Annotated in this window: 19 protein-coding genes; 10 read left to right on the top strand and 9 right to left on the bottom strand. The window is 69.5% G+C overall.

The window, feature by feature from the left end:
* Nucleotides 1-12 precede the first annotated feature (12 nt).
* Nucleotides 13-498: a pyridoxamine 5'-phosphate oxidase family protein gene (locus tag Pflav_RS08715; RefSeq protein WP_173035220.1), complete on the top strand. Its 486-nt coding sequence runs from the start codon at nucleotides 13-15 to the stop codon at nucleotides 496-498.
* Between the two features lie 51 nt (nucleotides 499-549).
* Here the strand turns inward: Pflav_RS08715 and Pflav_RS08710 are convergent, their stop codons facing one another.
* A complete protein-coding gene (locus Pflav_RS08710; protein WP_232071111.1) occupies nucleotides 550-2,916 on the bottom strand; it encodes a 5'-nucleotidase C-terminal domain-containing protein in 2,367 nt (788 codons plus the stop codon).
* 575 nt (nucleotides 2,917-3,491) lie between these two features.
* Here Pflav_RS08710 and Pflav_RS43440 point away from each other — a divergent pair.
* Nucleotides 3,492-3,602 carry a 2-oxo acid dehydrogenase subunit E2 gene (locus tag Pflav_RS43440; protein WP_197938225.1) on the top strand — a complete coding sequence of 37 codons (111 nt, stop codon included), beginning with the start codon at nucleotides 3,492-3,494 and terminating at the stop codon, nucleotides 3,600-3,602.
* 13 nt (nucleotides 3,603-3,615) lie between these two features.
* On the opposite strand, the gene Pflav_RS08700 is transcribed toward Pflav_RS43440, so the two are convergent.
* The 5 genes from Pflav_RS08700 to Pflav_RS08680 all read right to left on the bottom strand — a co-directional run bounded on the left by Pflav_RS08700 (nucleotide 3,616) and on the right by Pflav_RS08680 (nucleotide 9,990).
* Complete coding sequence (locus Pflav_RS08700) at nucleotides 3,616-4,104, bottom strand: hypothetical protein (RefSeq protein ID WP_173035214.1); 489 nt, start codon at nucleotides 4,102-4,104, stop codon at nucleotides 3,616-3,618.
* The gene (locus Pflav_RS08695) at nucleotides 4,097-5,332 is read right to left on the bottom strand and encodes a hypothetical protein (RefSeq protein ID WP_173035212.1); all 1,236 of its coding nucleotides are present in this window, start codon (nucleotides 5,330-5,332) and stop codon (nucleotides 4,097-4,099) included. Before Pflav_RS08695 ends, Pflav_RS08700 begins: the two co-directional genes overlap by 8 nt.
* Before the next feature lie 401 nt (nucleotides 5,333-5,733).
* A complete protein-coding gene (locus Pflav_RS08690; protein ID WP_173035210.1) occupies nucleotides 5,734-7,206 on the bottom strand; it encodes a B12-binding domain-containing radical SAM protein in 1,473 nt (490 codons plus the stop codon).
* 64 nt (nucleotides 7,207-7,270) lie between these two features.
* On the bottom strand, nucleotides 7,271-8,146 hold the full coding sequence (locus Pflav_RS08685) for a hypothetical protein (protein WP_173035208.1): 876 nt from the start codon (nucleotides 8,144-8,146) through the stop codon (nucleotides 7,271-7,273).
* A 149-nt stretch (nucleotides 8,147-8,295) separates the two neighbouring features.
* Nucleotides 8,296-9,990, bottom strand: a complete 1,695-nt coding sequence (locus tag Pflav_RS08680) for a hypothetical protein (protein ID WP_173035207.1) — start codon at nucleotides 9,988-9,990, stop codon at nucleotides 8,296-8,298.
* Between the two features lie 165 nt (nucleotides 9,991-10,155).
* Here Pflav_RS08680 and Pflav_RS08675 point away from each other — a divergent pair, with 165 nt between their 5' ends.
* Nucleotides 10,156-11,025 (top strand): hypothetical protein, encoded by an 870-nt coding sequence (locus Pflav_RS08675; RefSeq protein WP_173035205.1) that lies wholly within the window; start codon nucleotides 10,156-10,158, stop codon nucleotides 11,023-11,025.
* A 48-nt stretch (nucleotides 11,026-11,073) separates the two neighbouring features.
* Here Pflav_RS08675 and Pflav_RS08670 read toward each other — a convergent pair whose 3' ends face one another.
* Together Pflav_RS08670 and Pflav_RS08665 are read right to left on the bottom strand one after the other, a co-directional pair.
* Nucleotides 11,074-13,191, bottom strand: a complete 2,118-nt coding sequence (locus Pflav_RS08670) for an alpha-L-fucosidase (RefSeq protein ID WP_173035203.1) — start codon at nucleotides 13,189-13,191, stop codon at nucleotides 11,074-11,076.
* A gap of 189 nt (nucleotides 13,192-13,380) precedes the next feature.
* Nucleotides 13,381-14,103 (bottom strand): hypothetical protein, encoded by a 723-nt coding sequence (locus Pflav_RS08665; RefSeq protein ID WP_173035201.1) that lies wholly within the window; start codon nucleotides 14,101-14,103, stop codon nucleotides 13,381-13,383.
* Nucleotides 14,104-14,179: 76 nt separating this feature from the next.
* On the opposite strand from Pflav_RS08665, the gene Pflav_RS08660 reads away from it, so the two are divergent.
* From Pflav_RS08660 to Pflav_RS08635, 6 genes are all read left to right on the top strand, one after another.
* Nucleotides 14,180-14,974, top strand: coding sequence for a protein phosphatase 2C domain-containing protein (locus Pflav_RS08660; protein ID WP_232071109.1), 795 nt, complete (start codon nucleotides 14,180-14,182; stop codon nucleotides 14,972-14,974).
* Nucleotides 14,975-15,172: 198 nt separating this feature from the next.
* A complete protein-coding gene (locus Pflav_RS08655) occupies nucleotides 15,173-16,303 on the top strand; it encodes an FG-GAP repeat domain-containing protein (protein WP_173035197.1) in 1,131 nt (376 codons plus the stop codon).
* Between the two features lie 70 nt (nucleotides 16,304-16,373).
* The gene (hrpB, locus tag Pflav_RS08650; protein WP_173035195.1) at nucleotides 16,374-18,806 is read left to right on the top strand and encodes an ATP-dependent helicase HrpB; all 2,433 of its coding nucleotides are present in this window, start codon (nucleotides 16,374-16,376) and stop codon (nucleotides 18,804-18,806) included.
* Nucleotides 18,807-18,970: 164 nt separating this feature from the next.
* Entirely contained in the window at nucleotides 18,971-19,495 is a 525-nt protein-coding gene (locus Pflav_RS08645) for a SigE family RNA polymerase sigma factor (RefSeq protein WP_173035193.1), read from the top strand.
* Entirely contained in the window at nucleotides 19,492-19,662 is a 171-nt protein-coding gene (locus Pflav_RS08640) for a hypothetical protein (RefSeq protein ID WP_173035191.1), read from the top strand. The genes Pflav_RS08645 and Pflav_RS08640 overlap by 4 nt, the downstream gene beginning before the upstream one ends.
* Nucleotides 19,663-19,793: 131 nt before the next feature.
* Entirely contained in the window at nucleotides 19,794-20,735 is a 942-nt protein-coding gene (locus Pflav_RS08635; RefSeq protein WP_173035189.1) for a hypothetical protein, read from the top strand.
* Nucleotides 20,736-20,876: 141 nt separating this feature from the next.
* On the opposite strand, the gene Pflav_RS08630 is transcribed toward Pflav_RS08635, so the two are convergent.
* Nucleotides 20,877-21,374 carry a DUF4395 domain-containing protein gene (locus tag Pflav_RS08630; RefSeq protein WP_173035187.1) on the bottom strand — a complete coding sequence of 166 codons (498 nt, stop codon included), beginning with the start codon at nucleotides 21,372-21,374 and terminating at the stop codon, nucleotides 20,877-20,879.
* Nucleotides 21,375-21,531: 157 nt separating this feature from the next.
* On the opposite strand from Pflav_RS08630, the gene Pflav_RS08625 reads away from it, so the two are divergent.
* Complete coding sequence (locus Pflav_RS08625; protein ID WP_173035185.1) at nucleotides 21,532-23,952, top strand: caspase, EACC1-associated type; 2,421 nt, start codon at nucleotides 21,532-21,534, stop codon at nucleotides 23,950-23,952.
* Nucleotides 23,953-24,021 lie beyond the last annotated feature (69 nt).

The raw sequence follows: 24,021 nt of genomic DNA, 5'->3' as shown, positions 1-24,021 counted from the left end.
CGGGGCGCGGCGATGACGATCAGGGTCCCCACCTTCTCGTCGGTCGAGGGACAGTTCAACGACTACCTGCGGGAGATCCGCTACGCCACCATGACCACCGTCGACGCCAAGGGACGCCCCCGGGCGCGGGTGCTGATCGCGGTGTGGGAACAGATCGACGGGCGGCCGCTGGGCTGGCTGGCCACGTACAAGACGCCGGTCAAGGCGGCACACCTGGCCAAAAACCCGCACACCACCTTCTCGTACTGGAGTCACCGGCAGAACGCCGTGGCGATCGACACGATCGCCGAGTGGGTGGACGACATCGAGACCAAGCAGTACGTGTGGCAGCTCTACGACCGGACCAGCCCGACCGGAGTCGGGTACCCCCTCGGCAACTTCTGGCGCGGCCCGGCCGACCCAAAGCTGCACGTGCTGCGGCTGACCCCGTGGCGCGTCCAGGTCATCCGCGGCAGTGACTTGCAGAGCCGCGTCTGGCGCGCACCGGACATCGACTGACCCTTGCTTGGGGCGGTGGCGGCACCGACAGGGTGCCGCCACCGCGAAGGATCAGCCGCAGCTGATCGTGCTGAACGGTGCCTGGATCTGCGCGCTCACCGGCTGGCCGTTGACGGTCCCGGTGACCGTCACCGTCGCGGTGCCGGCCGGTACCGTGCTGGTCCGGCTGTTGAACGCCTGGTAGGCGGACTTGCCGGGAGCGACCTCGGAGGCCGCCCGCGACCCGTACGGCGTGACCAGCTCGATGGTGAGCGGCACGTCGTCGGCGTTGCGGGCGTTGACCGCGACATGCGCCTTGGTGCCGACGCACTGGGTGCGGGCCGTCACCTCGACGTCCCACGCCGGCCCGGCCTGGCCGATCGTCGACCGCGGGGCGGTGTCGGCGGTCACCGGCGTGTTCGCGGCGAAGTAGCTCACCAGCATGGTGAGGTCGTTGTCGCCGGTGGTCGCCGGGTTGGTGCCCTGGCCGAGGGTGGTGAAGTTGTCACCACCGGCGGCGAGGAACGAGTTCACCGTGACCCGGTAGCTGCCGGACGGGTCGAGCGCCACGCCGTTGAGCTTGATGGACGTGATCCGCGAGCCCTTGGCCGCCTCGGGGTCGTAGGTGTAGGTGAAGCCCTTCGAGACACCCAGCCACAGCACCGGCCGGGACGCGCCCGTGGGCTGCCACTGCTCCTCCAGCGTCTGCTTGATCTGGGCACCGGTGTAGCTCTTGGTGACCACATCGTTGGCGAACGGCTGGACGGAGAAGGCGTCGGCGTAGGTCACCGTGCCGTTGGTCCGGTAGAGCAGGTCGGCCCGCAGACCGCCCGGGTTCATGAACGCGATCTGCGCCCCGCCCCGGCCGGCGTCCTTGGTACCGGCGAGCTGCACGTCGGCGATGAAGTTGCCCATCGCCGACTCCTTGCCTCGGTCCTCGTTGCCGTTGGTGTAGGCCCGCCGGATGTCCGCGGCGATCGCGCCGAGCGTCTGCTGGCCCAGCTCGCCCGCCTTGACCTTGGCGGCGGCCACGATGCCGGCCACCGTCGGGTCCTGTGGCGCGCCGACGACGTCGACCAGCTGCACGTTGGAAGAGGTCACCGAGTCGGTGGTCGGGTCGAAGGTCAGGTCGACCTTGGCCAGCCGCAGGCCGTAGTCCTCGGCCTGCACGACCGGACGCAGCTTGTCCGATCCGGGGACCGGGAGCTTGAACGCGTACGGCTGGTGGGTGTGGCCGCTGAAGATGGCGTCGATCGTGGCGTTGACCCGGGTGTACTTGCCGAAGACCGGGTCGTTGGCCAGCGCCTCGGCGGAGGTGGTGTTCTCCGTCGCGGCGCCCTCGTGCGCGAGCAGCACGACCACGTCGGCCTCGCCATTGTCCGGGTTGCCGTCCTTCAGCTGCCCGGCGACGAGGTTGGCCTCGGCGACCGCGTCGCGGAAGGTGATGCCGGCGATGCCGTCCGGGCTGACCAGCGAAGCGGTCTGCTCGGTCACCACGCCGATGTAGCCGACCCGGACCCCGGCGATGGTGTCGACCGCGTACGCCGGCAGCTCCCGGGTGTTGCCCCGGTACACGTTCGCGCCCAGGTACGGGAAGTCGGCGCGGTCGTTTACACGGCCGGTGAGGTCGGCGATGCCCTTGTCGAACTCGTGGTTGCCCACGGCCGAGGCGGCCAGGTCCATCGCGTTCAGCGCGTCGATCGTCGGGTTGTCGCCGTCGATCGCCGAGATGAAGGTCGACGCGCCGATGCTGTCACCGCTGGCGACGAACGCGGTGTTCGGGTTCTGCGCCCGCAGCTGACCGACCAGGCCGGCGAGCTGGGCGGCGCCACCGGCCGGCTGACCACCCACGGTGGCCGGGGACTCCAGCCGGCCGTGGAAGTCGTTGATGCCGAGCAGCTGGAGGTTGATCGGCTCAACCACTACCGGGTCGTTGCGGACGCCGAAGGTGTGCGGCGCCGGCGGCGTCCAGGTGCCGTTCTTCTTCTGGAGCGAGGAGCCGACCGGGATAGTGGCACCTTCCTTGACCCCGATGTCGGTGCCGGCACGCCCGTTGGCCGGGCCGCCGACCGCGGTGAACGTGCCCCCGTAGGTCAGGAACTCCGCCACCGCGCCCGCCGGCGAGACCAGCGCCACGCCGTCGGGGTCACCGTTCTGGATGCCGTTGGCCGGGTAGTCCGCGACGACCACACCGGCCGCCGGAACCGTGCCGCTCAGCGTCCGGGTGTTGTACACCGCACTGTTCGCACCGTTGTAGAGGACGATCTGCCAGCCGCTCAGGTCGAAGCCGACCGGCGCCTCGATCTCGATCGCCTCACCGGTGTCGGTACCGTTGTTGTCGTAGTGGATCTCACTGATAGAGGGGGTCGACGCCGCCGACAGCGCGGGCGCCCCGCTGGTCAAGAGGAGAGCGCTGCTTGCGAGGAGGACGCCGAACACGGCTTGTGTTCTATGGCGCCGATTCCAGTCCATCAAATTAGCCTCCTGCGGGGAGTTGAACGCATGAAGCTAGATGATCTTTCTGTCCACCTAAGAGCCACCAGATGTACAGCACGGGATTGACCGTCTCCTGCTTCAGGGAGTAGCCCTGGAATTCCGACCGGCGCGGCGATCGCATCAGCCGAATGGCCATTGTCGACAGACCGCAGGACGAACGCACGGCACTACAAGCGGCCAAAACGCCGGTCAAAGCAAGTCACAGGTCGGGCGATTCCGGCATCCCCCGGCAACGTTGCGGCCAGACGATTCTTTGGTGAACACTCCTCGGCGTCATGTCGCGGATAGGGATCTAAAACCAAGGAGATTGGGCTACCGCGATGTCCGTGGTGGTCCGGACCGTCGCTCCCGCGGCCTCACCCTTCGCGGTTGGCAAGCTCACCCCAAGGTTGTGGTCGGCCGACCTCGATTTTTCGCAGCCGGGTCCGCGCTCCGGTCCAGCCTTTGACCTGGCTCGGCGGTTGGGCAGGGGTCGATCCAAGGCAGGCAGGCGCCCGAAGGGCGCTCGGTTTGCCTTGATGAGATACACGCTCACCGCCGACCACCGCATCATCGACGGCGCATTCGCCGCCCAATTCCTCGCCACCCTCACCGACCTGATCGAACACCCGCTGCGAATCGTCGCCTGACCGGCCTCACCGGCTACGGTGCCGCATCGGGTTGCCGGTGTTGCTCCCAGAGTGCGCCGATCGCGGTGAGCTCGGTCGTGAACGCGTGGACGTCGTGGCCGAACGCCCGCTCGTCGAGAAACAAAAGCAGCTTGCGCTGGCGGTCGCGGATGGAGATGGTGACGATGTAGCGGGAGGCGACCTGGAAGCCGTACACCCGCAGGCCCGCGCTGCGGTCCTTGATGGCCAGCTCGGTGATGTCCGGCCAGGCGATTTGCTGATCGCCGAAGAACCCGTTGCGTACGATTCCGCCCTTGGTGACGGTCGTCCCTATCGATCGGCATTGGACGAGGATGAAGATCCAAGCTGCTGCCGCGACAAGCACAGCGACGAGCAGGATCTCGGCGGCAACCAACGTGGCCCACAGCGCGCCGCCAAGGATTGCCGTGGTGAGCACCGCGACCATCACCGCGTAGCGCATCAGCTCGCGCGGAATCCGGTAGCTGACCGGCAGCTCACGCATCTGGGTGCTCCACGTACTGGCCCAGCGCCTCCTGTAGCTGCTCCGTGCTCAGCTTGCTGACCTGCCGCCGGTCCGGTGACGCCTCCCCGCCCACGAGGCCGAGGCGGCAATAGCGGTTTGCGCCGTCGAGCCGCATCTCTGCGATCACCTTCGCGGTGCGTGCCTCGCGCACCACCAGCCGGTACCGGCCCAGCACCATGTCCTGCGTGACGCCCTCCCGGCCGATGCCGTGGTATTCGCACTTTTTCAGCACCCGTCCCTCGCTGCTCTTCACACAGACCACGAGCTGGATCTTCGCGGGGTCCTCGGAGTGCCAGCTGTCCGGCCCACGCACGCCACCGTTGTGCACATAGATCGGGTGCGGGCCAGCACCCTGATAGGGCGGCGCACCGGGAAAGCCACGTCCCACACAGGCAGCCGAGTACTCGTAAACAGTCTCGGGCAGGCCAGGCCGTGGCGAAGGGCTCGGCGAGGCGGTCGGGCTCGACCCGGTGCCCGACGGGGACAGCGCCGCCGGCCGGGTGCTTGCTGACCCGGCCGATCCCTTGTCGCCTACCGGGCCGACCACGGCGTAGGCGACGCCCGGCAGCAGCGCGAGCGCCGCGAGGCCGGCGAGCGAGGCGAGGTGCGGGCGGTGCCGCACGCCGGCCCGCTCGGCGTGGCCGCTGGTCGGATCCGGCATGATCACGCTGGCGGTCGGCCGGAGGCCAGCGATCAGCCGGACGGCGCCTAGGGCGTCCGGCACGGCGCCGCTGAACCAGCCGCGTTGCCCACCAGTCTCGCCGATAATGATCCGGTCGTCACCCACCAGCCGGACCGACCGGACCCGCTCCCAGGGCAGGTGGACGCCATCGGCGAGCCGCTCGATCGAGTCGGCGGTCACCGCGAGCGGCCCCACCACCAACCGCTCGCCTTGGCGGATGGCAGCGATCTGCTGCGCGACGGACACCGACGTGACCGGCTGGTCGACAGCCTCAGCCTCGCGGCGGCCGCCTTTGGGCAGGGCGAGCGCATACCCAACCCCGCAGGCGATGGCCGCCGGCACCAGCAGGACTCCCGCCACTGGCATCCCAAGAAGGAACATGAGCAGCGCGAGCGGCGCACCCACCGCGGCGCCCAGCCACCCCGCCCGGATCGGATCCGTGCGCCGGGTAGCGGCCGCGACCAGCCGCGCGACCAGACCGTGCCGCGCCGCCTCCGCGGCGACCGTCTCAGGTGGACCATCCAAGGCGCAACCTCCCCTCCCCATAGTGTCGCCTCGATGGCCCGACAAGCAAAGCCGCCACGGTCCGAGGTAGACACACGACCTGAGAGAGCCTTGGAGTCAGGGTGGCCCCAGCGCCATGCCGCGAACAAAGATCCAAACCAAGGAAATCGAGCTACCGCGACGTCCGCCGGGCACCGGACCGCTGCTCCCGCGGCCTCACCCTCCGCGCCACACAACCCAACCTCCTCGGCCGGCATCGCCGGCGGTGAGGGGCCGCGACCCCACCCATGCGCGCGCCGATCAGCGCCGGCCGAATTGTGAACGCTCGACCGGCACCGCACCCGGACACCATCCAGCAGATCGTGGTATCTAGCTGCGCCTATAGCGACAGCTAAATACCACGATCGCCGGCGTGCTCCGACCTAGATCCAAAGTTTCCGACGGGAGTGCGCAGACTCGGCGCCGGAAACTATTCCCGGGGAATCAGTGGCCGCCATGGCAGCAGCTCGGTGGACCGCTGACGGGCGGCGCGTGCCGAAGCTGCTCAGCGCGGATTCGAGCAGCGGCAACGCGTGCAGCACCTGCCGGGTGCGGATCAGCGCGTCCCACACGCGCTCGAACTTCTTCCACCCGCCTGCGTACGCCAGGTGCCGCAGCCGGTCGCCGAGCCGGTCCTTCGTCGCGGCGCCCCGCCACAGGTTGCCCAAGCTGTAGAAGTCCCGGTACGCCCGCCAGTACCCCTCCTCCAGCTGTTGTGGGCTCATGCCGCGCGGCCGGTACACCACGTGCCGGGTGTCGTACAGATCCCAGTCGCGGTGGACGATCCGGCCCTCGGCCTCGATCCGGCGAAACAGGCCCGTGCCCGGGTACGGCGTCATGATGTGGAACGTCGCGGTCTCGATCCCCCGCTCGACCGCCCAGGCGACGGTGCGGTCGAAGACGTCCGGCCCGTCGGAGTCCATGCCGAAGACGAAGCTGCCGTTCACCATGATGCCCGTGTCGTGGATCCGGCGCACCACCGCCGCATAGTCGCGTCCGACGTTTTGCCGCTTGCGCTGCTCCGCCAGGTTGGCCGCGTTGACCGATTCGAAGCCGACGAACAGGCTGCGCAGTCCGGCCTCGAACGCCTTCTCCAGCAAGCCGGGCGCGAGCACCGCATCCACTGTGGACGCCGCCTGGAAGACCCTGCCCATACCGCGCATCCCGTCGAACAGGGCGTTGGCGAAGCGCCGGTTGCCGAAGAGGTGGTCGTCCAGGAAGTACAGGTGCCGGCCGGGAAGCCGCTCGATCTCGGCGAGCGCGTCGTCGACGGCCTGGACGTAGAACGATTTTCCGCCCTCGAAGAACGCGTCCTTGTAGCAGAAGTCGCAGTGGTGCGGGCAGCCGCGCGACACGACGATGGAGTTCGGCACGAGGTAGCGGTGGCGCTGGATGAGGTCCCGCCGGATCGGCGGAAGTCCCTGGAGGGTGCGCAGCTTCGAGGTGTACCGCTGGCGCGGTGCCCGCCGCCGGAAGTCGGCGAGAAACGCCGGCCAGGTGTCCTCGCCCGGCCCGCAGAAGATGGCGTCCGCGTGCGGCGCGGCCTCGTCCGGCAGCGACGTCACGTGCAGCCCGCCGAGCGCGACGAAGACGCCGTGGGCGCGGTACCAGTCGGCCAGCTCGTACGACCGGCGCGCCGACGTGATGTACACCTGGATGACCACGAGGTCGGGCAGCTCGGCGTCGTCGGGCGCGAACCGCTCGACGTGCTCGTCGACGATGCGCACCTCGTCGCTGTCGGGCAGGTAGCCGGCGAGTGTGGCCAGTCCGAGCGGCGGGAAGAGCGAGTACTTGATCGGTCGGAAGAGCGGACTTGTCGCCTCGGTCAGCGCGGGCAGAATCATGAGGATCCGCATGGCCACGACGCTAGGGCCCGGGATCCGGGCAGGTGGTGGGGGAAGTGTGAAGATGCGGAGGCCTTTACGGGCGCGGCAACCGCCGTACGCGTGGCAGGACGAGCTGCTGCACCTCGGGCAGGCTCGCGGACAGCGAGATCCACGTCCCGTCGAGCTTCATCACGCTGGCGAGCCCGCCCCGCCGGTGGTGCTGGAAGTCCGCGATCTCGTCCCACCGGCACTCCTGCACGGATTGCTTATGGCGGTACGCGAACCCGTCCTCGTGGATTCGCAGCTCGTCGTCGCGGTCGCCCCGGACCACCCACAGCAGCAGCGCGCCGAACGCCAGCGCGGCCGTGACGCACCCGAGCGAGATCGCGATGTCCTTCGGATCGCGGTCCGGCACTCCGACCGCGGCGCACACCAGGAACACCGCGATCAGCAGCAGAAACCCCGGCAGTAGCAGGATCGTCAGGTCCCCGCGGCTGCGCGGCACGTGGTAGGTCGCGAGCAGCGCCCCGATCCCGTCGCCGCCCGGCGTGTACTCGAGGGGCGCGTCCCGGCCGCCCCTGGTCTGGTGCGCCCGGTACAGCGCGTCCAGACCACCCATGAACCGCCCGAACGCGATCTGCTCACCGCGGCGCGTCGTCGTCACCGCGTGCAACCGCAGCCGCCGGTCCATGCCCATCCGCACGTCCGCCGACCGGATCTCACCCCACCGGCACGCACTGACCTTGCCCCAGTGCCGCAGCGTGAACCCGTCGCGGTACACGACCAAGAGGTCTCGCCCTCGCGTCACGACCTGCCAGCCGACCAGCCCGACCGGCACCAGCGCCACGGCGGCGACCCAGTTGTGGATAACGGACAGACACAACGCGCCGACGGCGGTCGCGGCAAGCAGCAGCGCCAGCACCCCGAAGCGCAGGCGATGCCGCGATAGCTCTTCTCCCAGCTCAGCCATGATGCCGCGACAATAGGTGCTGCCCGCCACCAGCCCAAGGCTGCGTCGGCTTCCAGTCAGCGCCACACGTGTCTCGCCGCCGTGGTGCGGTGAGGCCGGCCGTGGTGGCTGGCCTCACCTGCGTCGTTGCTATCGCGGGCCGGGTCGGCTCAGACCGGTACGCATGGCATCGTGGTCACGCTCTCGTCGGGCAGGACGGGCAAATCCAGCACCTGCTCCCAGCCTGCCGCGGAGGGCCAGCCCGACCCGGGTGGAAGGTCGGGGTGCTTGAACCTGACCCTGACCTTCAGCTTGTAGTCCACCTGCTGTTGGTTTCCCTCTTGGCAGTCGACTTTGAGCACCGCGTCCGCCCTGCCGTCTTCGAACTCGTCGTCGATGTCTGTATCCCTTCCGATGATCTCGCCATCGGAGGGAAGGACGACGTCTATCCTGTTGCCACTGTTGTCGACGTAGGAACCGCTCATCGTCAGAGTCACCTCGATGTCATTGAGCGGCGTGTTACACCGGCCGATGCCCTTCGCGACCAGCTGGTTCTCGGTGAAGTCTACGCTGGGCAGAGCACGGTCGATCTCACAGCCACGGTCATCCGGCAGTCCGGTGTCGAGCATCGCGCCATCGCCCACGAAATCTGGGTACGGAGCTTCGGCCTGCCAGGTGACGACGTTGCCGTTGACCTGGCATTGGGTGAAGAGGTAGCGGGCGGTCTGGAAGTCGGTTACCGAGCAGCCGCTCCACGTGCGGCCCGGTGGTGCCTCCGTCCGTCCGGAGTAGACGACCTTCACCTCCCGGCCGCCCTTCTCGCTTTCCTCGTAGGTCACGGTCTTCGAGCTTGTGCCGTTGGCGCCGCTGGCGCCGCCGCGGATGTCGAGAAGGGGCGCGGACAGGTCGACGAGCCTGGCCTCGGAGGTCCCGGTGATCCCAAGCCCTTGCGAGCAGGCGATCGTGCCGGTGAAGTCGACGTCGACCACATGTTCGTTGTTCGCGATCGTCCTCTTGTTCTTGGCGGTCGCGGACAGGGTCACCGGGCATCCTTGTCCTTGACCCTGGCCCAGGAACAACGGCGGCGGGTCCTGGAGTCCAGTCTGGAATGGGCCGGTGCCCACGACGACGTGCAGCAGGTTTCCGCCTACGCCGTCACACCGGTAGTACCGCAGCCCCTGAATCGGGCCGCAAGGGCCCCACGGGATCGCCGAGAAGAGGTAGACCTCTTCGATCACCTCGATCGTGCGGGCGCGCCGGTCGGTGTCGCCGAGGATTTCGAAGTCCCCTTGGCTGAACCCGTAGTAGTAGTTCTGGAAGTAGTAGTCGGTGCCGATGTCCAGGAACTGCCCCGCGTTGCCGGGGGTGTGGTCGATCACCGCGGCGATGCCGGCGCCCTCGATCAGGTAGAAGTTGCACAGTACGTCGCCGTAGTACGCCACCCGCAGCACCTGCGCGCCGGACTCGTCCCGCCCCACACGCGCGTCCTTGTTGATGAACTCGTCACAGGTGAACGACTGCGCGACCGCGGCGCTCTTGCCTTTCGGACGCGGGCGAGCCGCCGCGGAGCCGTCGGCCCTCTTCAACCGTGACCCGGCCGCGGCCGCCGCAGCCGGATCCAGCGTCGACCCGGTCGCACCCTTCGACGCTGGCAACGCTTTCAGGTGGGTCGGGTCAAGCGATTGGAACGCGGGCACCTTCTCGCCCGAGCCGGGCATCACCAGCTGCGGCACCCGGCCAGGATCCGGCGTGTCGGTACCGACCGCGTCCGGCGCAGCCACCGCCGGTCCCGCCACCGCCACCGCCGCCACGACCAGTACCGCCGCCGCGAGGACAGCGGACGGCCCTGTCAATCTGCGAAGCATCCAGGCCTCCTCCGAAGAGTCGTTGACTCCCGTAGCAGGCCACACCCGGCCGGGCCGTACCAGATCAGTCCGACTACCCAGCGAGGGCCCGACGACCGCGCCGGCTTGGGCCCACGCACGCCCCATGATGTGATTGCAGATCGAGCCAGAACGGAGGTTCAGATCATGGGCAGGGACGTCGTCGTGCCGCTGACAGTTGCGCTCGTCTCAGGTCTCGTGTCGTTCCTCACCGGGGTCATGCTGACACGGCATCGTGCACGCGTCGATGCCCAGCAGCAGTACCAACTGCAGGCACGTCAACGACTCTACGAAGCCGTTGGCCCCCTGCGTTTTCAACTCGTGGTCGCTTGTCGCGAGGTGGCTTCGCGGGTCGAGTCGCTTCACAAGCGCCGCTACCGCACCGCGATTGACGGCTACTTTGGGCAGAATACGCTCTACCGGCTGCTCCGCCCGCTGGCGCTGGCGGAACTCATCGAGCGGCAGACGAACTACGTGGATTTCAGTGTCGATCGCGCCTCCCTCGTCCTGTTGAGGTTTCGGGCAGCCTCCTACGACGCCCTCACCGGCGGCGGGCCCGTCTTCCATGGGCTGCCCTTGGACTGGACCAAAGAGGCGCAACACGTGTTCGCCGGGCGCCTCCAGCACGCGGCAACCCTGCTGGTTATTGAGATTGAGGACCAGCCACCCCGATGCGCCAGATTCGACGAATTCCCAGCGCTCCTGCAGGCCGCGCGGCAAGCAGACCCGACAGGAGGGATGGCACGCCTCGCCGCACTCGTCGATGGCACGTCACCCGGCCGCGACCCGGTCTTTTGGTGCAGACTCGTCGCCTACGGGTATGTGGCGAACTGGCTGCTCAGCATCGAAGGCCGCGCAGCGGGCTATAACCCGGTGCCCTATCCAGTCACCAACATGCTCAGCATGGCCAACATTGCCGAACTCAGCGCCATCGCTGAGGACATGCCAAGGCGACTTGAGTCGATGATCGAGGCAACGCCGGGCGAATCGACAGCCAGCCGGTCCCGCCGCTGGTGACGAGGCTCGCGGGGGCCGGCGGGGCTGGTGCCCCGCCGGCTGGCCTCGCTACTGGAAGACGTCGAAGCGGTCCACGAGCATGTAGGTGCCCGACCGTTTGACGCCGCGCAGGGTGTGCGAGCCCTGTGATAGTCCGCGGACTCCGTAGATGACCTGTTGTGTCTGGCGGACGCTGCTGCTGGTGTCCACTGTGGCCCGCAGGACACCGTCGAGGTAGATGTCCACCAGACCCTGGTCGGAGTAGCGCTCCGACAGGAAGTCGATGCCTGTGCCGTTGAACGTGTAGGTGAACGACCCGCCGTTGCTGGTGGTGTAGTGCACGTCGTCGTTGAAGTCGCCGAGGCCACGACCGCTGCTGACGGACCAGCCGCTGCTGTACGTCGCGACGCTGTCGTTGAGCCGCTGGACCGTACCGGTGGTCGGATAGAGCTGCGACTGCGGCACGATCTGGGCCGGTGTGTTGGGGCTGCTCCAGATGAGCTTCATGTACGCCGAACCGCTCCGGTCGGTCTGCTCCAGGCGGATGTCGTGCCGGCCGGCGGAGAGTGTGACACTGCCCTGGTCGACAGCCGGCCCGTGGGGGACGGAGTTGTCGATGACGAGTTGTCCGTCAATCCACAGCCGGACCGTGTCGTCCGACACGGCGGTGAAGGTGTACCTCTCGGAGTATCGCGGCTCGATCGTGCCGGTCCAGCGGCTGGCGAAGTTGTCGGTGCCGATCGAGGGGGCCGGGGAGCCGCTGAAACGCCAGGCGTAGTTGACGGTCGGATCCGTACGGGTGACCGCTGGCGTACCGGCGAATGTGGTGTTGTTCCAGAATTCTGCCTTGAGCCCGGAGCCGGTGCCGGCCGCCGCGGGCGCGGGAGTGGTGATGTCGGCCTCGATGACTGTGGCGATGGCGTTGGTGGCGCCACCGCTCGGCAGGAAGTCGTAGCCGTCGCCGGCGGCGCGCACGGTCACCGGTGACCCGCTGCCGACCACCCGCGCGCCCGTGACAGTGAACGGCGACCGTTGGCTGACGTGCAGGGTCGTGGCCCAGTTGTTGACGATGAGATAGAGCTTGTTGCCCTTTCGGGTGACCTTGCCCCAGCTGGGCTGGCCGACCAGTCCCGTGTATCCCGCGCCGTTGATGGCCACGCCGTTGGTGGTCATCCAGGTGCCGACGCCGTTCAGCGCATTTGACTGACCCGCCGAGACCGCCCCGGTGGGCATAGGGCCGATGTTGAGCAGCAGGTTGGCGCCGTTGCTCGTCAGGGTGGCCAGGTCGCGCACGAGCTGGGTCGGTGACTTGAAGGCGGTGTCCCAGGCCGCGTACCCCCAGGTGTTGTTGATGGTCATGCAGGATTCCTGTAGCTGTGCCGACGGCGGAGAGCCGGCGAGGGCCTGCTCAGGAGTGCCGTAGTCGCCGTCGACGGGGCGTCGCTTGCCGACCCGGTTGTTGATGATGGCCTGGGGTGCGATGCCGCGAACGAAGCGCTCCAGGTCCTCGCCGTTCTGCTCCGACCACGGGTTGGTGGGGTTGGTCTCGGTCCACTCGCCGTCGAACCACAGCAGCGCGGGGTCGTAGTTGGTCACGAGCTCCTGAAGTTGCGCCTTCATCTTGGTGACGTACGCCGGGAAGTTCGCGACGAAATCCGGGTCGTGCCAGTCCCAGATCGAGTAGTAGAAGCCGAGCTTGATGCCGTTGGCGGTGGCGGCGTCTTTGAGCTCGCGCAAGAGGTCGCGGGAGAAGCCGGAGTGGTCGCGGAGGTTCCACCGGTTGACGCGGGTGGGCCACATGGCGAACCCGTCGTGGTGCTTGGAGGTGATGACGATGTATTTCTGGCCCGCCTGCTTGGCCATCTGCACGATCGTGTTCGCATTGAACGAGGCGGGGTTGAAGGTGGCGGCCTTGGCCTCGTAGTCGCTCCACGGGATGTTGCACTGCCGCTTGATCCACTCGACTTCGCGACACGTCCCGTATTGCCCTTGGTAGACCGCATATGGTCCGAAATGGATGAACATGCCGAAGCGTGCCTCGTCGAACCACCGGGTCCGCGGTCCGCTCAACGCGTCGTCGACGACGTAGTTGTCGCCCGGTGCCGCGACGGCCGGCGCCGAGGGGACGACGAAGGTCGCCGCTGTCGCGATGAGCAGCGACAGTCCTATCCGGAGTGCTGATCGCATGGTGCCCTCTCTCCTGCGCGCGCCCATCAACGCCGGCCCCCGGGTGGCCGGTGAAGATGTTCTAGAGATCGAAATGACTCGATAATCCTCCCGAAACATAGGACCTATGTCAATGGAGGCGGCTGCGCCAGCGGGATCAACACACCAAAAGGGACACTCAGAGGAAATTCATCGGACTACCCGGCTGGACTACCAGTCCATCCACCCGTCCAGCGGGGGCTTGCGCATGTACGGCGGCTCGTCGTAGTCGATAGCGGTAAGCCACTGCGCCCCCGGCATCACCCGGTAGCCGAGCTTGCCGGTCAACTCTTGGACGACGGTAGGCATGTGCAGCGCCCCGAAGACGACGGCCACCTCCATGTCCTCGGTGGCGAACTCGCCGTCGATCTCCCGCATCACGCCGAGCAGCAGGTCCTCCCGCTTGCGGTCACTGGCGTCCCGGTGAACCTCGGTATCGTCGTGGATGTTGAGATCGTGGCTGCCGAGCCAGTCGCCGTCGCCCGTGAGGGCCATGTGCAGCGCGAGGATCGGCGTCATCACGGCCGCGGTCAGCCGCTCCTCACGCGACATCCGGCGGTCCGGGTCCGCGTTCGGCGCCAGGTATTCGTCGGGGAAGATAATCGGTACGCCAAGCGCGCTGAAGTCGATGTCCTCCGGCACCAGGTCACGGCTGGCTCGCTGCCGGGCCAGGCGCATGGCGTTGGCGTAGGCCATCCCGGTGGAGCTGGGCCCGTCCCAGATCTCGGCGATGACAGCCTGGCAGGACCGCAGCCGTTGCCAGATCGCCCAGTAGTAGTCGGCGTGTCCCATGTGGATCGTCGGGATGATCACCCAGCGCAGCCCGCCGGCGGGTCGCCGGAACACGGTGACCGACGTCCGAAACCCCATGACGCTCATCTCGGTCAGCTGCATCCCCACAGCGTAGAAAGCCACCACCAGCCCGGACGGCACCCACGGCGGGTGGGACCGGCGATGGTTAGGTTCGACTATGCGAGTGACGATGACGAGCGTCGCGGCTTGGTCGGGCCGCGTAAACGAGGACTTCACCGGCGCCGTACCCGCGGCGGCGGTGCTGATCGACGGCGCCGGCATCCCTGGCATCGATTCGATCTGCCAGCATGGCGTGGCCTGGTATGCCAGGAACCTGGGAGGCAGCCTGCTCAGCCTCCTGTCGCTCGCCCCGGACCGCAGCCTGTCGAAGGTGCTCGCCGAAGCGATCGAGCAGGTGACGGACAATCACCGGTACACCTGCGATGTCGCCAATCCCATCAGCCCGTCGGCGACGGTAGCCATGGTGCGCGTGTCCGGCGGAGTCGTCGAGCATCTTGTGCTCGGTGACTCGGTCGTCGTCCTCGACAGGACCGACGGTGCGCCGCAGGTCGTTTGCGATACCCGCGAGGTAATCATCAGCCGGTCGTACCAGTCAGCGCTCGAAGGCGTGGCCGAGGGCAGCGAGCAGTACCACCGTCTCCTGCGCGACTTGCGCGCCCGCCGAAACCAGCCAGGGGGCTTCTGGCTGGCCAAAGACGACCCGCGAGCCGCGGACGAAGCGATCACCGGAAGCTGTCCCAGCTATGAGCTGACAGGTGCCGCACTGCTCAGCAACGGAGCCAGCCGCTTCGTGGACCGGTTTCAGCTCGCCGACTGGCCAGGGCTCATGGCCCTCCTGAAGTCGAACGGACCCGCCGACATCATCCGCCTTGTCCGGCAGGCCGAGGTGCGTCACGCGGCGCCATCAGACGATGCGTCAATCGCACACTGCACCGATCTCAGCCAGACCTGACCATCGTCGAACTACCCGATCCGTCGCGGGGCGTGGAACTGGTTGGAACGCCTACCGGTTGGCGATCGCGGGGGCGATCGATGAGCACGGAGGGGACGTATGCACTCGAAGGTATGGCGGATCGCGACTGCCACGGGGGCGGGGGTGGTTCTGGCATTGGGGGTCGGGGCGGCGCCAGCCAGTGCCGCCCACTTGGTCATGCGAGATTTCGGGACCGAGCAGGGCTGGCAGAGCGACAAACATCCGCGACTCGTCGCGGATATCACCGGGGACGGGCGCGGCGACGTCGTCGGGTTCTTCTTCACCGGGGTACACACCGCGGTGGCGACCGGCAATGGCCAGTTCGCGGCGCCGAGCCAGGTCAGCAACGACTTCGCGATCACGACCGGCTGGCGGGTCGACGCGCACGATCGCTTCGTCGCCGATATCACCGGCGACGGGCGCGCTGACATCGTCGGAGTCCGGGAGACCGGTGTGTTCACCGCGGTCTCCGCCGGTGGTGGCCGCTTCGGCCCGATCGCGCACGTGTCCAGCGGTTTCAACTCGGTCGCGTGCACCATCCGCAAGCTGGCCGACGCCGACGGAGACGGCCGCAGCGACCTGTTCTGCATCCGCGACCAGCGGATCGAGGTCGCGCTCGCCCGCGGTGACGGTGGGTTCGGCTCACCGATCTTTGTCAGTGGCGTCTTCCCCGTCGACGACTCGCTGGCGCGCACGACGGAATTCCACATCGTCGACGTCACAAGGGACGGCCGGGCGGACATCCTCGGCGCGATCACCAGCCGCCAGGGAGCGCCGCCCACCCTGTTTTCGCTCGTAGCACAGGGCGGCGGCCGCTACAACGCGGAGGAGTTCGCCGGCGGGGTCTGGCCACCCTCGGGTAACCCGGTGCCGCCCGATCTGGTCAGTGACGTCAGCGGCGACGGCTTCGCCGACCTGATCTTCTTCCAATCCACCACCTTCGTCGCCCGAGGCCGCGGCGACGGCACGTTCAACTCGTTCAGTGTCGCCATCAGCGACTTCGGTTTCAGCACCGGATGGGTCGCGGGCACGCACCCGCGGATGGCGGCCGACCTCAACGGCGACGGCCGCAGTGACATCATCGGATTCGGCAACCCGGGCGTGTTCACGGCGGCGGGTCGCACCAACGGCGCGTTCGAGGCGCCGGTCCGGTTTGTCAGCGCGGAGTTCGGCCGTGACCGGCAATGGAAGGTCGTGGAACACCCTAGATTCGTCATCGACATCACCGGTGACGGACGTCCAGACATCGTGGGATTCGGCGACCACGGCATCTGGACCGGGATTTACCAGGACGGCTTCTTCGTCTAACCGCCGTCATCTTGGCCCGGATCGGCTACGCCGGTCCGGGCCAGCACTTCGTTTCGGTGGCCTGAGGTATGTGGTGCGGCAGGATGGCGTGGTGCTGCCTGTCGAGAAGGTTCTACCCGCGGTCGAGGGCGCCTTGCGGGATGCGGGTGCCGCCGTTCTGGTGGCGCCGCCGGGTGCTGGGAAGACGACGGTGGTGCCGCTGGCGCTCATGGAACAGGTGTCCGGCCGGGTGGTGGTCGCGGAGCCGAGGCGGATCGCGGCCCGTGCGGCGGCGCGCCGGATGGCGGGGCTTCTGGGTGATCGGGTCGGTGGGCGGGTCGGGTATGCCGTTCGCGGGGATCGCCGGGTCAGCGCGGACACCCGGGTCGAGGTGGTGACCACCGGAGTGCTCGTGCGGCGGTTGCAGCGCGATCCGGACCTGCCCGGCACGGGCGCGGTGATTCTGGACGAGTGCCATGAGCGGCACCTGGACTCGGATCTGGCCATGGCGTTCTGCGTCGATGTACGTGCCACGCTCCGGCCGGACCTGTGGCTGCTCGCGACCTCGGCGACCGCCGACACCGCGGCTATGGCTCGGGTGTTGGGCACCGAGGAGGTTGTCGTCGCCGACGAGGCGTCGCACCCGGTCGAGGTGGTGTGGGCGCCGCCGCCGCGGCCGGTCGACGCGCCTCATGGCCTGCGCGTCGACCCGCGGCTGCTGGATCATGTCGCGGCCACGGTGCGGCGGGCGTTGGGCGAGCACGACGGCGACGTGCTGGTGTTCCTGCCCGGTGCCGGTGAGATCTCGGCGGTCGCGTCCAGGCTGGGTGAGGTCGCCGTGCTGACGCTGCACGGCCGCCAGGACGCGGCGTCCCAGGACGCTGTGCTTCGACCGGGTACCACCGGCCGGCGGGTCGTGCTGGCCAGTGCTGTCGCGGAGAGCAGCCTGACCGTGCCCGGCGTGCGGGTGGTTGTCGACGCTGGCCTGAGCCGGGTGCCGCGTACCGACCACGCCCGCGGGCTGGGCATGCTCGCCACCGTGCCGGTGTCGCGGTCGGCCGCGGACCAGCGCGCCGGACGGGCCGGTCGAGAGGCGCCCGGTGTGGTGTATCGCTGTTGGTCGCCGGCCCAGCACGATCGGCTGCCGGCCCAGCCTGAGCCCGAGATCGCGGTGGCCGACCTGACCGGCTTCGCGCTCGATCTGGCCTGCTGGGGCGACCCGGACGGGGCTGGGCTGGCGCTGCCGGACCGGCCCCCGGCCGGTGCGATGCGGGCGGCGACCCAGACGCTCCGCGCGCTCGGCGCGGTCGAGGCTGGTGGTCGGGTCACGGCGCGCGGGCGTGCGATCGCCGCTGTCGGCGCGCACCCGCGGCTGGCGCGGGCCCTGCTCGACGGCGCCCCGGCGGTCGGTGCCGACCGGGCCGCACAGGTCGTCGCGCTGCTCACCGAGCAGACCCCGGGCGAGGACCTGGTCGCGGCGTGGCGCCGGCAGCGCTCCAGCGCCGATCACCACTGGACGACGGAGGTACGCCGGCTGCGTGCCGAGGCCGGCGACTGGCCCAAGACGGAACTGCCGGACGATCTGGCCGCTGGGCTGGTGGTTGGTCTGGCGTACCCGGAAAGGCTGGCCCGGGCTCGGCAACCGGGCGGCACGGCGTACCTCATGGCGGGTGGGACCGCCGCGAACCTGGCGCCCGGGTCGGCGCTGGCGGGCGCGCCGTGGCTGGCGATCGCCGCCGCGGACCGCGACCCCAGCCGGCCCGCGGCGCGGATCCGGGTGGCCGCCGCGATCGACGAGGCGACTGCCCGGGTGGCCGGCGCCGACCAGCTGACGCGGGGCCAGGAAGTGGCCTGGTCCGGCGGCGACGTGGTGGCCCGCGCGTTCGAACGGCTCGGCGCGGTGACGCTCGTCGAACGGCCGCTGCCCGACCCGGACCGCGACGCACTCGACCGCGCCCTGCTCGAGGGCCTGCGCCGCGAGGGCCTGGCGCTGCTGAGGTGGGACCGCGACGCGCGTGCGCTGCGCGAGCGGCTGGCATTCTGCCGGCACGCGCTGGGCGTCCCGTGGCCGGACATGTCCGACGACGCCCTGCTGGATACGGCCGAGCTGTGGCTGGGTCCGGAACTGCACGCGGCGCGGCGCCGAGCCGATCTGGAACGGGCCGACGTCGCCACCGCCCTGCGCCGGCTGCTGCCCTGGCCGCAGGCCGCGGCGCTGGACCGGATGGCGCCCGAGCGGCTACCGGTGCCCGGCGGGTCACGGCTGCGGCTCGACTACACCGATCCCCAGGCACCGGTGCTGGCGCTGCGGGTGCAGGAGGCGTTCGGCTGGCGGGAGGCGCCGGTGATCGCGGATGGGCGAGTGCCCGTCCTGCTGCACCTACTGTCGCCGGCCCGCCGTCCGGTCGCGGTCACGGCCGATCTGGCGTCGTTCTGGCGTACGGGATATCCGCGGGTACGCGCCGAGCTGCGCGGCCGCTACCCGCGCCACGCCTGGCCCGAGGACCCCACCACACCACCCTGATCGGTCCGCTACGTGGCCTGAGCTTTGTCGTGTACCTCGAAGCCGACTCCGCGCTCCACACCCCAACCCCGGCCGGCATAGCCGCCGCTGTCCCGATTCACTGGGTGCGTAACCCGGATCGCGCCGTCCGGTGTCTTGGTGTGTGACGGAACCGGGGAGGACGTATGGGCGAGGCGCCCGGCGCGGAATTCGACGACTTCGTGCGCTCCAGGTGGGTGTCGCTGCTGAGGGTGGCATACCTGCTGACAGGTGACCGGCACGCGGCGGAGGACCTGCTCCAGGAGGTGCTGGAGCAGGTCTACGTGCGGTGGCGCCGAGTGCGCGCGACGCCGGACGCCTACGTGCGCAAGGCGCTGGTCAACCGCGCGGCCAACCGCTGGCGGCGGCGCAGCCGGCGCCCCGAGCAGGCGCTGGGCGACCTCGACCGGTCCGCGCCCGACCACGCCGGTGACGTGGCGCTGCGGGAAGGGGTGGTCGCGGCGCTGCGCGCCCTGCCGCTGCGCCAGCGGGCCGCGGTGGCGCTGCGTTTCCTCGAAGACCTCTCGGTCGCGGAGACCGCGGCGGCCCTGGACTGCTCCGAGGGTGCGGTGCGGAGCCATACCGCCCGTGGGCTGGCCAAGCTACGCGAGGCACTGTCCGGGTCCGATCTCGTCCTGCCCGAACCCGACTCGCACCGGAGCGCGCGATGACCCTGAGCGACAACGACATCCGGACCCTCCTGCACCGGGCGACCGACCACCTGACCGGCCCGCCCGACCTGATCGACGACATCCGGCGGGGCGGGCGGCGCCGGGTCGTGCGCCGCCGCGCACTGCTCACCGCCGGCCTGGCCGTCGCCGCCACGGGGGCCTCCTGAGATTTGTCGGTACCGACACCGACGACGAGCAGCCGCTCGACCCGAGCAACCCGCTGTTCGCCGAGCCGACCCGCGGTGACCTGGCCGGCGACAAGGACTACCTGCGTCAGGTACGACAGCAGTGGTTCGGCTTGCAGGACCCGCTGCCCAACATGCGGGGCGAGCCGCACGTGCTGTGGGCGGGCAGCACACCGGCCGGCCCCGCGGCGTTCATCGCGCAACGCGGTGGCACCGGGGCGGCGGTCGGGTGGATCGAGCCGACGGCGGAAGGTCCGCGAGTGTCGACTGTTTCGTCGGTCAACGCGCCGACGCGGATGGAGGACATCGGGCAGGCGATCCTGCTCGGTCCGGAGCGCGACGTGCTGCTCGTGCTGGACTTCGGGTGGCCGGTGGAGCTTTCGACCGAGCTGCGATACGCGCCGGACGGCAAGGTGGTGCGGCAATATCAGCCCTTCGCGTTCGACGACGGCGCCGGCTGGCAGCACGTGGGCCGGCAGCTCAGGAAAATCACCGTGGCGCTCCGGCGGCCGAACAGCCAGCCGGGCCAGGTGTACATCAGCAACGCGACGTACGTGCTCTACCCGGAGCAGAAGGAGGTGCCCGCGCCGGAGTGGTTCGAGTACACGCTGCCCGGCGCGCCCGTCCCCTCGCGCCGGGACAACACATTCTCGGCGCTCGCGCCCTACGTGGACTTCCACGGCGCGCACATCGAAGACCCGCGGCTGCCGCGACTGACCGTCCGCGGCGCCACCCCGGACGGTCGCCGGCTGCTGGTCGAGACGATCCAGTTCGACGACGACCCGACCCGCGTCGTGGCCATGCTGGCCCGCGGCGAGGCCGAATACCAGGCGGTGGCGAGCGGCTCCGTGGACTGGACGGCGATCCTGCCGGTGCGGATACGACTCCCCGACGCGCAGGGCACGCTGGTCGCCGCGCCCCGCGCCGCGCTGCAACACCGCGCCGGCGGCGGGCGCTGGCACGACGCGGGGCGAAACGCCGCCCTCCTGCCTGCCACCGCCACCGAGGTCCGCATCACGCCCCCCGCTGGCCCCACCCAAGTCGTCCAGCTGTAACCGCACAAGCGAGCCACCATGACGGCGTCGCGAGGGCGGGGGTTGTGGAGCGCGGCGGGTGAGGCCGCGGGAGCAGCCCGGACTGGTTATCGAGGAGTCGGAACGCTGGCTGGCCCGCTTGCGGTGAGCCGTGGCGTCTCCCTACGGCGAGGCCGGCACCCGGCTCCAGATGTCGTTGCACTCGGCGCAGACGGCCTCCGGAATCAACCCGACCCGCATGAGCCCGGCGAAGATCGTGCAGCCCACGCAGAAGGCGAACACCGACTCCAGCGTCGCCGCCACGATGACCGCGCCGAGGACCAGGTACGCCGCGAGATGCTGGCCGAACCCCAGCGCCAGCACGGCGGCGGTCACGGTGAGCACCGCGCCGATCCCTTGGGCGAACCGCTTGGGCGGACCGGGCACGAGCTTCTCGCGCACCGGCAGCCGCGGGGTGATCACCCGCGTGACGAGCAGGGCCAGCGGGCTGAACCTCGGCCCGGCGAGCACCCGGGCGACGAAGCCGTACGCGATGAGCGCCGTGAGCCAGGGCTGGTCCAGCGCGATCGCCACCACGGACAGGACGACGACACCGCCGGCCACGAGCCGGGCGGACACCTCGTTCACCGGATTCGGGAAGCTGAACAGACCTCCGTTCATGGGCTCATGCTACCTACTATTCCCATGGTTTGAGTAGGCTAATCAGCCGTCGCGTGCCGGATCAGCGCCCCGAGGTACCCGTCGGATGATTGCGGTCCACCTCGGCCGCTGAAACCGTTACGTGCGAAACGGACCGGAGCGTGCGAGAGGGCCGACAATGGCCGGACTGATCGGTTCCCGGCAGGCGCTGATCATCGCGACCGCTGGATACCGGGACCCTGGGCTCAGCCGGCTGCGCGGGCCGGTCCACGACGCCGCCGGGCTGATCGAGGTGCTGGGGGCGCCGCACATCGGCGGCTTCGAGGTGACCGAGCTGACCGAACAGTCGGCGCACCAGCTCCGGGTCGGTATCGAAGACTTCCTCACCGAGCGGGTCCGCGACGACGACGTCGTGGTGTACCTCTCCTGCCACGGGATCCGCGACGCGCGGGGCCGGCTGTACTTCGCCGCGACCGACACGCGCAAGGACCGGCTCGGTTCCACGGCTGTCGAGTCGCAGTGGCTCCTCGACCAGCTCGACCAGTGCCGGGCGCGGCGCCAGCTCCTTGTGCTCGACTGCTGCTTCAGCGGTGCCTTCGCTTCGGGTGCCAAAGGTCCGGATGCCAAAGGGGACGACGAAGACCTCCGGCAGCACCTGAACAGCCACGGACGCGGGCGTACCGTACTCACCGCGTCGCGGTCGAGCGAGTACTCGTTCGAGGGCAAGCCGCTGCCCGGGGCTTTCCGCACCGGGTCGGTCTTCACCACCGGGCTCGTCGAAGGGCTGCGGACCGGAGCCGCCGACGCCGACGAGGACGGGTACATCTCGGTCGACGACGCCTACGACTACGCGTACACGTACGTTCAGAGCCAGGATGCCGGGCAGACTCCGCAGCGGTGGCTGACCGGCGGCGAAGGCAAGATGTGGCTCGCCCGCAACCCATCGGCGCCGACACGCCGCCCGCCCGTTCCGGCTCCGGCTCCGGCGCCCCAGCCGGCCACGGCGCCGCCGCGACCGGGTGCGGGCGGTACGGACGGTTGGCGGGCGAAGGTCGGTGATCGGCAGACGTTGAGCGTCACCGGTACGAAGGTCTACGGCGTCGAATGGTTTAACCCGACGGCCGCCATCGTCTCCTACCTCGTGTGGCTGTTCGCGGCCGGCGGGCTGGCATACACCACCAGTCCGGTCGGATGGCTGGGCGCGGGGTTCACCGTGGGTACCTTCGTGCTCAGCGCGGTCTGGTTCTCCGGCATCAGGCGCAAGACCATCGTGGTCACGGCCACGCTCGGCCTGCTTGGCACCGGGGTCGGCGTGCTGTACCTGTTGGTGGCGATCCTCGACCCCGCCCGCTGGCCGGTCCGGGTCTGGGTCGTCGGCACACTGCTCGCCTACCTCCTCTGCCTGGCCGCGCAGGGGTCCTGGCTCGCCGACGTCCGCCGGGTCCGCGCGGCCCGGCGAGAGCAGCCACGCCGCGAGGAGATCGCGGCGATGGTCCGCGCCAACCGGTGGCTGAACGGGCGCGGGGCGGACAGCCCGCACGCCCGGCTACTGGAGCACCTCGCGGTGATTCCGGCCGCCCGGTTCGCCCGGCTCGAGGATGGCCGCTTCCTGGTCCTGGTCGGCCGGCGCGCGGTCGTCGTCAAGTTCGTCCGCTGGCCGGCCGGCACCTACACGCGTTACCCCGGCGCCGGCGCGGACATCCGGCTCGACGGCGCACCGTACCTTGACGCGATCGAGCACGCCGGCGAGGTCATCCGTGAGGCCGAGCAGTGGGACAGGGCGCTGCTGCTGGTCAAGGTGCGCCCGGTTCTCGTCGTGTACCCCTCGGGCGGCAAGGTGAGCCTCCCCGCCGCCGACGGCGCCGGACTGGTGGACCTCGTCACCCCCGAGGCGTTCGCGGACACCGCCGGCAACTTCCTCGTCGAGTACGCCTATCAGGCGCGGGATATCAGCGTAGAGACAGTAGAGCGCGTCCTCACACGCTTGGAGACCGTGCCGGTCAGCGCTGACCGGGCGGACGTGGAGCCGATGCCCGCCGCACCGGTAGCTGGGCTGAGCCTGCCCGCACCAAAAGCCGCACCGACGGAGCCGCGCGAAGCACCTGCGGGACCATTTGCGTCACCGGCCGAAATCGTGGCCCAACGGCCGCTCCCCGACGGCGACGAGCTCGACTCGGTCGCCGCGGACAGTCTGCGCTACGCCGCCAAGCTGGTGCGGCCACCCGGAGCGCTCGACACCCGGTTGCTGCTTGTCGCGGTCGCCCGGGTACACGTCCGCGGCCGGTGGGAACGGATCTGGCTGTACTCCGGCCAGGCTCTGGAGCACGTCGCCGCCCGCACCGACCTGCGTGACCCGGACAGCGAGTCGCGGGAGCGGTGGATGGGAGTACCGCTCACGGCCACCTGCGCCGAGGCGCTGCGCACAGCCGCGGCGACGGCCCAACAGTACGGGATACCGGTCAGTCCGGGCGTCCTCGTGCTGGGCCTACTCCACGACCCGGGCTCGGCGGCAGCCCGCGCGCTCGGCGTCGGTACCACCATCGGTCACGACGAGCTGACCAGCCTCGTCCGCGAGGACATCCTCGGCATCTCGGCCTAGCGGCTCGGCCGAGGGCGGCTCAGGCGGCGCTTCCCGTCACGCCGTCACCGGGAGCGAACGCTGATGATC

Origin of the sequence: Phytohabitans flavus (genome assembly GCF_011764545.1) — a bacterium.
GTDB classification, from domain to species: domain Bacteria; phylum Actinomycetota; class Actinomycetes; order Mycobacteriales; family Micromonosporaceae; genus Phytohabitans; species Phytohabitans flavus.
This window is presented reverse-complemented; position numbering and strand designations above follow the sequence as displayed.